Source organism: Shinella sp. M27, assembly GCF_049199905.1.
Classification (GTDB): Bacteria; Pseudomonadota; Alphaproteobacteria; order Rhizobiales; family Rhizobiaceae; genus Shinella.
The window spans coordinates 53,312-60,998 of the sequence record NZ_JBLZPK010000023.1 but is presented as its reverse complement, the minus strand read 5'-3'; the positions used below and the strand labels follow the sequence as shown (position 1 = coordinate 60,998).

Annotated in this window: 10 protein-coding genes; 5 read left to right on the top strand and 5 right to left on the bottom strand. The window is 64.1% G+C overall.

The window, feature by feature from the left end:
- Positions 1–1,217: TIGR03808 family TAT-translocated repetitive protein (locus ACOZK4_RS08790; RefSeq protein WP_421591555.1), on the top strand; the 1,217-nt coding region annotated here is incomplete at its 5' end.
- 97 nt (positions 1,218–1,314) lie between these two features.
- Here ACOZK4_RS08790 and ACOZK4_RS08785 read toward each other — a convergent pair.
- From ACOZK4_RS08785 to ACOZK4_RS08770, 4 genes are all read right to left on the bottom strand, one after another.
- Positions 1,315–1,815, bottom strand: coding sequence for a copper chaperone PCu(A)C (locus ACOZK4_RS08785; protein ID WP_421591554.1), 501 nt, complete (start codon positions 1,813–1,815; stop codon positions 1,315–1,317).
- Positions 1,816–1,835: 20 nt separating this feature from the next.
- Positions 1,836–3,215: a PepSY-associated TM helix domain-containing protein gene (locus ACOZK4_RS08780; RefSeq protein WP_421591583.1), complete on the bottom strand. Its 1,380-nt coding sequence runs from the start codon at positions 3,213–3,215 to the stop codon at positions 1,836–1,838.
- Positions 3,216–3,289: 74 nt separating this feature from the next.
- Positions 3,290–3,661: a hypothetical protein gene (locus ACOZK4_RS08775; protein WP_421591553.1), complete on the bottom strand. Its 372-nt coding sequence runs from the start codon at positions 3,659–3,661 to the stop codon at positions 3,290–3,292.
- Between the two features lie 103 nt (positions 3,662–3,764).
- Positions 3,765–4,454 (bottom strand): hypothetical protein, encoded by a 690-nt coding sequence (locus ACOZK4_RS08770; protein ID WP_421591552.1) that lies wholly within the window; start codon positions 4,452–4,454, stop codon positions 3,765–3,767.
- 273 nt (positions 4,455–4,727) lie between these two features.
- Between ACOZK4_RS08770 and ACOZK4_RS08765 the strand changes: the two genes are divergently transcribed.
- On the top strand, positions 4,728–5,387 hold the full coding sequence (locus tag ACOZK4_RS08765) for a glutathione S-transferase family protein (RefSeq protein ID WP_421591551.1): 660 nt from the start codon (positions 4,728–4,730) through the stop codon (positions 5,385–5,387).
- On the opposite strand, the gene ACOZK4_RS08760 is transcribed toward ACOZK4_RS08765, so the two are convergent.
- Complete coding sequence (locus ACOZK4_RS08760; RefSeq protein WP_421591550.1) at positions 5,347–6,288, bottom strand: LysR substrate-binding domain-containing protein; 942 nt, start codon at positions 6,286–6,288, stop codon at positions 5,347–5,349. The two genes, ACOZK4_RS08765 and ACOZK4_RS08760, sit on opposite strands and share 41 nt — an antisense overlap.
- Positions 6,289–6,391: 103 nt before the next feature.
- Between ACOZK4_RS08760 and ACOZK4_RS08755 the strand changes: the two genes are divergently transcribed.
- From ACOZK4_RS08755 to ACOZK4_RS08745, 3 genes are all read left to right on the top strand, one after another.
- Positions 6,392–6,583, top strand: a complete 192-nt coding sequence (locus ACOZK4_RS08755; protein WP_421591549.1) for a hypothetical protein — start codon at positions 6,392–6,394, stop codon at positions 6,581–6,583.
- Between the two features lie 56 nt (positions 6,584–6,639).
- Positions 6,640–6,978 (top strand): MmcQ/YjbR family DNA-binding protein, encoded by a 339-nt coding sequence (locus ACOZK4_RS08750; RefSeq protein WP_421591548.1) that lies wholly within the window; start codon positions 6,640–6,642, stop codon positions 6,976–6,978.
- An 87-nt stretch (positions 6,979–7,065) separates the two neighbouring features.
- Positions 7,066–7,687, top strand: a 622-nt coding sequence (locus tag ACOZK4_RS08745) for a DUF4198 domain-containing protein (RefSeq protein WP_421591547.1), incomplete at its 3' end; no start/stop codon positions are given.

Genomic DNA, 7,687 nt, shown 5'->3' with positions numbered 1-7,687 from the left:
ACGACCGCAAGAGCAAGGCCTTCGAAAAGCTGCTGAAGGACGCCGCCGCCAAGAACACGCCGGTCTTCCTGCCGCCCGGCGACTATGCGATCTCCAACATCACCCTGCCCGATAACACGCGGCTGACCGGCGTGCCGGGCGCCACCCGCATCGTCTATGGCGGCGGCGGGCATCTCTTCGCGGCCGACGGCGTTTCCCGCATCGAGCTTGCCAATCTCGTCATCGACGGGGCGAACCGCTGGCTCGGCGATACCGTGGAAGGCCTCGTCCATCTGAGTAACGTCGCCAATGTCGTCATCGAGAATTGCGAGATCCAGGGCTCCTCGAAAACCGCCGTCAGCCTCGAGCGCTCCGGCGGGCGCATCGAGCGCAATCGGCTGTCTGGAGCGGCCGATTATGCCCTCTATGCCGTCGAGAGCCATGACCTCTCCGTCACCGGCAACCAGGTCTTCGATTGCGGCAATGGCGGCATCCTCGTCCACCGCTGGCAGAAGGGCCGCGATGGCACCATCGTCTCGGGCAACCGCATCGCCCGCATCTCCGCCACGCGCGGCGGCACCGGCCAATATGGCAACGGCATCAACATTTTTCGCGCCGACGACGTCATGGTGACGAACAATCACGTCTCCGCTTGCGCCTTCTCCGCTATCCGCTCCAATGCCGGCTCCAACATCCAGATCGCGGGCAATACCTGCCTCGACAGCGGCGAGACGGCGATCTACTCGGAATTCGGCTTCGAGGGCGCCATCGTCAACGGCAATCTCATCGACGGCGCGGCGAACGGCATCCTGATCGTCAATTTCAACGAGGGTGGCCGGCTTGCCACCGTCACCGGCAACGTCGTGCGCAATCTCAAGCTCGACGGCCCCTACATTCACGACGGCGCGGGCTTCGGCTTCGGCATCGCCGTGGAGGCCGACACAGTCGTCTCCGGCAACACGGTGGAAAACGCGCCGAAATGGGGCCTGGTGCTCGGCTGGGGGCCCTATATGCGCGGCCTCGTCGTATCCGGCAATCTCGTGCGCAAAAGCCCGGTCGGCTGCGCCGTCAGCGTGGTCGAGGAAGCCGGTTCGGCGCTGATTTCCGGCAATATCTTCGACGAAACGCCTGATGGCGCCATCGTCGGCTATCGCTGGAGCGAGCGTACGACCGGCGATCTTGCCACCGAATCGTCCGGTTACGCGCATCTGACGATCGAACGGAACCGGACGGGCTGAATCCGTCCCCGCAAAGCGCCTCTCCCTTTTGCCCGAATGGAGAGACGCCAGGTAGATGAGGGGGCATATCCGCATTGCCCCCTCATCCGCTTTTTCCTTAGCCGCCATGCCCCTCATGGTTCGCGCCGCCTTCGCCACCCGTAGCATTGCCGGGCTTGGCGGATTCGATTTTGAAGGTGACGTCCAGGGCGCCGGCCTTTTCGAAGTTCAGCGTCGCCTTGAAGCTCTCGCCTTCCTTGAAGGGATGCTTGATCTTCATGAACATGACATGCAGGCCGCCGGACTTGAGTTCGACCTTGCCGCCGGCCGGGATTTCCACGCCATCCGGCAGCTGGCGCATCTTCATGACGTCATTCTCGATTGCCATTTCGTGGATCTGCACGTCATCAGAAACGTCGGGCGCGGTGATGGAGACGAGGCGGTCGGCCGCAGTACCCTTGTTGGTGATGGTCATGAAGCCGCCGCCGACGGGCTGGCCGGGGAGCGTCGCCTTCGAGGCCGGGTGATGCACTTCGAGCGTGCCGACGGTGAAGTCGTGGGCCAGCACGGCGCCGGCCGAGAGGGTCAGTGCGACGATGGTTGCGAGAATGCGTTTCATGGTCGTTTCCTTGTCTTTAATCAGGAGAACAGGCGCCGCAGCGGCGGCACGGAGCGGATGACGATCTGGTCGAACAGGATCATGGCGAGAATGGTGATGCCGGTCAGCGGGAAGAGTACGCCGAAGACGCCGGCAATCGCCCACAGGCCGATATAGATGCGCTTTTCGCGCGGTGCGGGCGGCACGCCGATACGGCCCGCAGGGCGGCGCTTCCACCACATGACGACGGCCGACACGCTCATGGCGATGACGATGAGGCAGGTCGAAAGCATCAGGAGCTGGTTGAACAGGCCCCATTCCTGCCCCTTGTGCAGGTTGACGCTCCATTCGATGGCCTTGCCCGTCGCCGGGTAGTCGGCAAAGGCGATATCGACGAGGCGCTCGCCGGTATATTGGTCGAGATGGATGGTCCGCTCATATTGAAGATCGGCCGGGTAGATCGCGGCGGTGTAGACGCCGGTTTCGCCTGCGGGCGGCGACATTTCGTAGCCGGGCAGCATGCCGGCGGCATCGGCGATGGTCACCGCATTGTCGAGGCCGATCGGCGGCAGCGCCGTCTGGCCACCGGCAGGCAGGCTCGATTCCGGCACCGGAGCATTTTCCATCAGCCAGGAGGCCTGAGGCTGCACATCCGTGGTGACCAGCATGGAATGGGGCACGTTGTCCCAGAGCTGGACGGGGTAGCCCATACCGTTTGCCGTGAGACTGGCATTGAGCTTGGCGCCCCAGAAACCCGACCAGAGCAGGCCGCTGAAGGCGAGGAACAGGATGACGACGCTGGCGAAAATGCCGGTGACGGCATGCAGATCGCGCCAGAAGACACGCTTCTTCGGCGTGCCGCGCACGCTGAGAACGCCACCCGTCTGGTTGCGCGGCCACCAGAGATAGATGCCCGTCAGCGTCAGCACGATGGCGAAGCCCGCGACCACCTCGATGATCCGCTCCCAGGAGGTACCGAAATAATCGAGGCTGTGCAGGTCCTGCACGACCTCGTTGAACTCCTCCTTGGCGCCCACCGTATCGAGCACGGCGCCGTTATAGGGATCGATAAAAACCAGTTCGCGCCCGGTATCGGTCGCAAGCGTCACGCGGGCGGAACGGTCGGCACCGGCCGGCGTACGATAGGAGGAAAGCGTGCCGCCGGGCACCGCCTCGATCGCCTTTTCGACGATCTTCGACGGCGGAAGCACCGCATCGCCCACCGCGACATAGTTGCGGTAGCGGAACAGGCTGGCATCGATCTCGTCATTGAACAGATAGAGGCCGCCGGTGATGGCAAGGCTGATCATGAAGGGCACGGCGATGAGGCCGGCGAAGAAGTGCCAGCGCCAGATGGCGCGATAGAGGCGCTGCGCAAGTGCGGAGGGTTCGGCGGCGGCAACGGCCGGCGCGTCTGAGATTACGGACATGAGACGGTCCTGTCAGGCTGGATTTCGGGCGCACGGCGGCTTTTTCGCCGCGCGGACTGCTAAAATCAGACGGACAGGAAGGGGGGTGCGCGCGGCGGCGCACCGGGCCGCTCACGCCGTGAGTGCAGCGCCTCCTCGACAAGCGGAAGGGCGGCAACCTGGCGGAAGGTGAGAACGGTGGTGGCAAACGTCGCCGGCTCGGGCATCAGCATGGCGCCGCCGATGCGGCAGGCCTCGCATTTGCCGGGCATGGCCTGCTTGGTCTTGCCGTCGACGACATTGTTCAGGCAGAGATCGGCGAAGGTGCCGTCGGGCAGGACATACTCCGCAAGCGAGACGCCGGCGGGGATCGCGGCCATGGCCGGGCGATGGGCGAGACCGACGAACAGCAGGGCGACCGCGCACAGCATGCGCAGGCAAAGGCCCCAATGTGTCATCCCTCGTCTCATTCTTCGTCCCCATCCGCAAGCGCGCGGACCCTTTCGCCCATAACCCCATGCCGGCGAGAGGTCAATGCGGCAAAGCAGACGGCCAGACCGCTTACCATCGGCTACTCGGATTTTCCTGTGACATTGACGGGAGACGGACCGAGGGGAGATAGCCCGCTCTTAGGACCTCCACCAGTATCCGCGGCGTCAGCACGTCGACCTGGGTGGAGCTATCGATGCCGACCGGCTCCGCATATCCGGAATGGCTCCATGAATAGGCCAGGCCATCCCACAGCAAAAAAGCGGTTTCCGGCTCTGCGTCGAAGGCCACAAACGTCCCCGAGGGCAGCTCTGTCGCCGATGCCCTGTATCGGCGCTGGCGCTTATGCTCATCGAGCCTGCAAGCATGGATCTCGGTATCGATTTGCTTGACCGACATGAAATGGTCGTCAGGAAATCTCTTGACCCTATTGAACGCTTGCTTGAAAGCATGAAATGCTGGCTTTCGGCATTGCCCGCAGGGACGGTGACCGGCCGACATTGCGACGGCCTCGTCCCAGAAGAAGAGCGGCGTATAGTGTCCGCGCTTGTCAAACGTCACCCGCTGACCGTTGGTTTCCTCGAGCGTGCAGCAAATCCAGAATTTCACCGCATAGGATTTGCGGATGGAACCATCGGCGGCATGCAGGTCGCCTCGATTGCCCAGGAACGCCCCTCGGGAAACCGACGCCTCCAACCGTCCGAAGGGCGTCACACGGTTTGGGCGATTACGGAACTGGCGCGGCGCGGCAATATCATTCATGTGCAGATGTCCAGCTTCGACGCCTCCAGTCTGTTCGCGGTCATCAGGCCAGTGTCCAGAACAAGCCTGCACAACGCATTTCAAATGAAAATCTGACTAGCGCCATCACGACAATTCATCGATCGATCAGGCGATCAGCCTACCGCACGGAAGGCCCGCCGCCTATGGTGCCGGCAGATCCCCTGCGCTTCATGCCTTTCTAGGGCGGAAAACGCCGGGGCACTTTGTTCTATCGCAAGTCCGGTCTCCAAACCGCTTGCATCAGGAGGATCCATGCTCAGCATTTACGGCGTCTACCGCTCCCGCGCCTCGCGCAACTACTGGCTGGCGGGCGAACTCGGCCTGCCCTTCGTTTCCGTGCCGGTCGTGCAAGCCCGTCGGGTGGACGATCCGCATGCGGCCGACGCCCCCCTCAACACGCAGTCGCCGGACTTCCTGGCCGTCAACCCGACGGGCCTCATCCCCTGCATCGATGATGGCGGCTTCGTGATGACCGAGTCGCTGGCGATCAACCTTTATCTCGCCCGCAAGCATGGCGGTGCGCTTTCCGGCCAGACGGTGACGGAGGAGGCCGAAATGCTGCAATGGACGATGTGGGCGGCAACCGAGGTGGAGCCGCATGCCGTGAAGATCATTCTGGCGCTCGACACCAATGCGGCCGAAAGCGAGGCGGGGCGCCTGACCATTCGCGGCGCGGCCAAGGCGCTGAAAAAATGTTTCCAGCGGCTCGACCAACATCTCGCCGCCACCGGCCATGTCGTCGGCGACCGCTTCACCGTGGCCGATCTCAATGTCGCGGAAGTGTTCCGCTATGCGATGAGCCAGCCGCAGCTCTTCGACGCCGCCCCGAACGTCAAGGCCTGGCTGGAGCGCTGCCAGGCGCGCCCGGCCTTCAGGGCGATGATGGAGACGCGGGCGAAAGAGCTGGAATGACGGCACCGGCAAAGCCGTCCTCGTCCTCGACGATGGCGGCCCGCAGCCATCGCTTGAAGATCGAGACTTTTCGCGGCTCCGGCACGCCGGGGGCCGTCACGAAATAGTAGCCGTTGCCGGTCTCGACCCGGATCGGGAACGGCGCGACGAGCCGCCCCTCCTTCAACGCCCAGGAGGCGAGCACCGGCCAGGCAAGCAGCACCCCCTGCCCGGCCAGCGCCGCATCGAGGCAGAGCGAGGCATCGGAAAAGACATGCCGCGCCTTGGGGGCAGGACTATCGAGCCCCGCCGCCTTCAGCCAGCGCTCCCAGGTGAATTCGTCATTGCCATCAACGACGGCCGGCTGCGTGGCGAGATCCTCAGGCGTCCTGATTTTTTCCGCCAGCGCCGGCGCGCACACCGGAAACATCACCTGCGGGATCAGAAACTCCGCCCGCACATCCGGCCATGTGCCCGGCCCGACGCGAATGCCGAGATCGACATCCGAGCGCGCGAGATCGACCAGTGTCGTCGTCGCCTCGATGCGCAGGCTGATCTCGGGATGGGCGGCGGCGAAACGATCGATGCGGTGGATGAGCCAGCGCGAGGCGAAGATCGGCGCGACCGAGATCGTCAGGATCGCATCGTCGCGGCGCTGGGTGGTGGCGACCGCCTCGGAAATCTGCCCGAAGCCCGCCGAGAGGCGCGCGAGAAAGGGCGCGCCGAAGGCCGTCTGCGCGAGGCCGCGGTTGGTGCGGTCGAAGATCGCCCGCCCCAATTGCTCCTCGGCGCGAATGACCTGCTGGCTGACGGCGCCGACGGTGACGCCAAGCTCCTCCGCCGCCGCCTGCAAGGAGCCGAGCCGCCCCACTGCCTCCAGCACGCGAAGGCCGTTCAGATGCACGAGGCTGAGATTTCGCATATAGTTTTTCTATATCCCCGTCACGAAGTGCTCGATTGATGACGCGCTCTTTCGGCGCGATTATCAATCATCAACAATGATAACGAACCGAAAGGAGAAGACAATGTTCAAGATTTTCTCCATGATCGCAGCAGCCCTGAAGGCCGAGGCCGAGCCGGCGGAGACGCCCATCTGGATGCGTGACCCGCTGGCGCATCCCGAAATCGAGACGATGGATTCCCGCGCGCTGGGCGACCTGCCCTTCGGCCTCTTTCGCGCACAGACCCAGCCCGGCGAAGCGGCTTGCCGCTCCTGATCCTCCCCCTCGCCGTCCTTCCCGCCCTGGTATAGTCTGGGCGGGGAGGATTTCGCATGTCCGACGATCCGCTTCTGGCGCGGCTCCGGCGCCTCGCCGAGGACCTGCCCAGTGTCGAGACCGGCACGTCCTACGGCACCCCAGCGCTGAAGGTGGCGGGAAAACTCTTCGTGCGCATCAAGGATGCCGAAACGCTGGTGCTGATGGTGCCGCTTGACGACAAGGAGCGCCTGATCGAAATGGCGCCCGAGCTCTATTACGAAACCGACCATTACAAAGGCTGGCCGGCCCTTCTGGTGCGCGCCGCCGTCATCGACGACGCGGAGCTTCGGCACCGCCTCGCCGAATCCTGGCGCCTCAAGGCGCCGGCGAAGCTGCGCAAGTTGCTCGATTGATCTTTCGCGCTGCCCGCTTGACAGGCCGGAGCACTGAACGCTACACCACCTCAGTAACGTAATAACATTACCTATCTGGAGACCATAATGCTGAAGCAGATTCTCGCTGTTTCGGGCGCGCTCGCGCTCGTTCTCTCGCTGCCCCTCACCGCCGGGGCGCATGGCGCCTGGGTGGCGGAGCGCTGGGGCAATCTCGGCGTCGTCTATGGCCATGGCGCGGGTGACGACCCCTATGATCCCGCACGCATCACGCAGGCGCTGGCGATCTCCGAAGAGGGAGCCGCAACGCCGGTGGAGATCGACAAACGCGAGAAGCACGCGATCCTGAAGCCGGAGGGCGAGCCCGCCGCCATTCTTCTCACCTTCGACAACGGTTACTGGACGGAGAAGACGGATGGCAAATGGGTGAACGCGGCGAAGGACAAGGTGGCGGACGCCAAAGCCGCCGGCCACTACATCAAGAACAGCCTGTCGCTCCTCCACGCCCACGGTGCCCTGCCCGCCTTCCCGAAGCAGGACCTGCAGATCCTGCCGCTCGACAACCCGGTCGGCCGCAAGGCCGGCGATCCGATCCGCCTGCGCGTACTGCACGACGGCAAACCGCTTGCCGGCGCGGTGGTGACGCTCGACTACGTCAACCAGGCTTCCCTTAAGAGCGCGCCGACCGATGCCGATGGCGAGGTCGTGGTGGCGATCCGCAATGACGGAC

Coding starts and splice junctions, on each gene's coding strand:
- ACOZK4_RS08750 (WP_421591548.1), top strand. CDS start 6,640: ATGTCCGACGATCCGCTTCTGGCGCGGCTCCGGCGCCTCGCCGAGGAC.
- ACOZK4_RS08770 (WP_421591552.1), bottom strand. CDS start 4,454: ATGAATGATATTGCCGCGCCGCGCCAGTTCCGTAATCGCCCAAACCGT.
- ACOZK4_RS08755 (WP_421591549.1), top strand. CDS start 6,392: ATGTTCAAGATTTTCTCCATGATCGCAGCAGCCCTGAAGGCCGAGGCC.
- ACOZK4_RS08760 (WP_421591550.1), bottom strand. CDS start 6,288: ATGCGAAATCTCAGCCTCGTGCATCTGAACGGCCTTCGCGTGCTGGAG.
- ACOZK4_RS08785 (WP_421591554.1), bottom strand. CDS start 1,815: ATGAAACGCATTCTCGCAACCATCGTCGCACTGACCCTCTCGGCCGGC.
- ACOZK4_RS08775 (WP_421591553.1), bottom strand. CDS start 3,661: ATGACACATTGGGGCCTTTGCCTGCGCATGCTGTGCGCGGTCGCCCTG.
- ACOZK4_RS08765 (WP_421591551.1), top strand. CDS start 4,728: ATGCTCAGCATTTACGGCGTCTACCGCTCCCGCGCCTCGCGCAACTAC.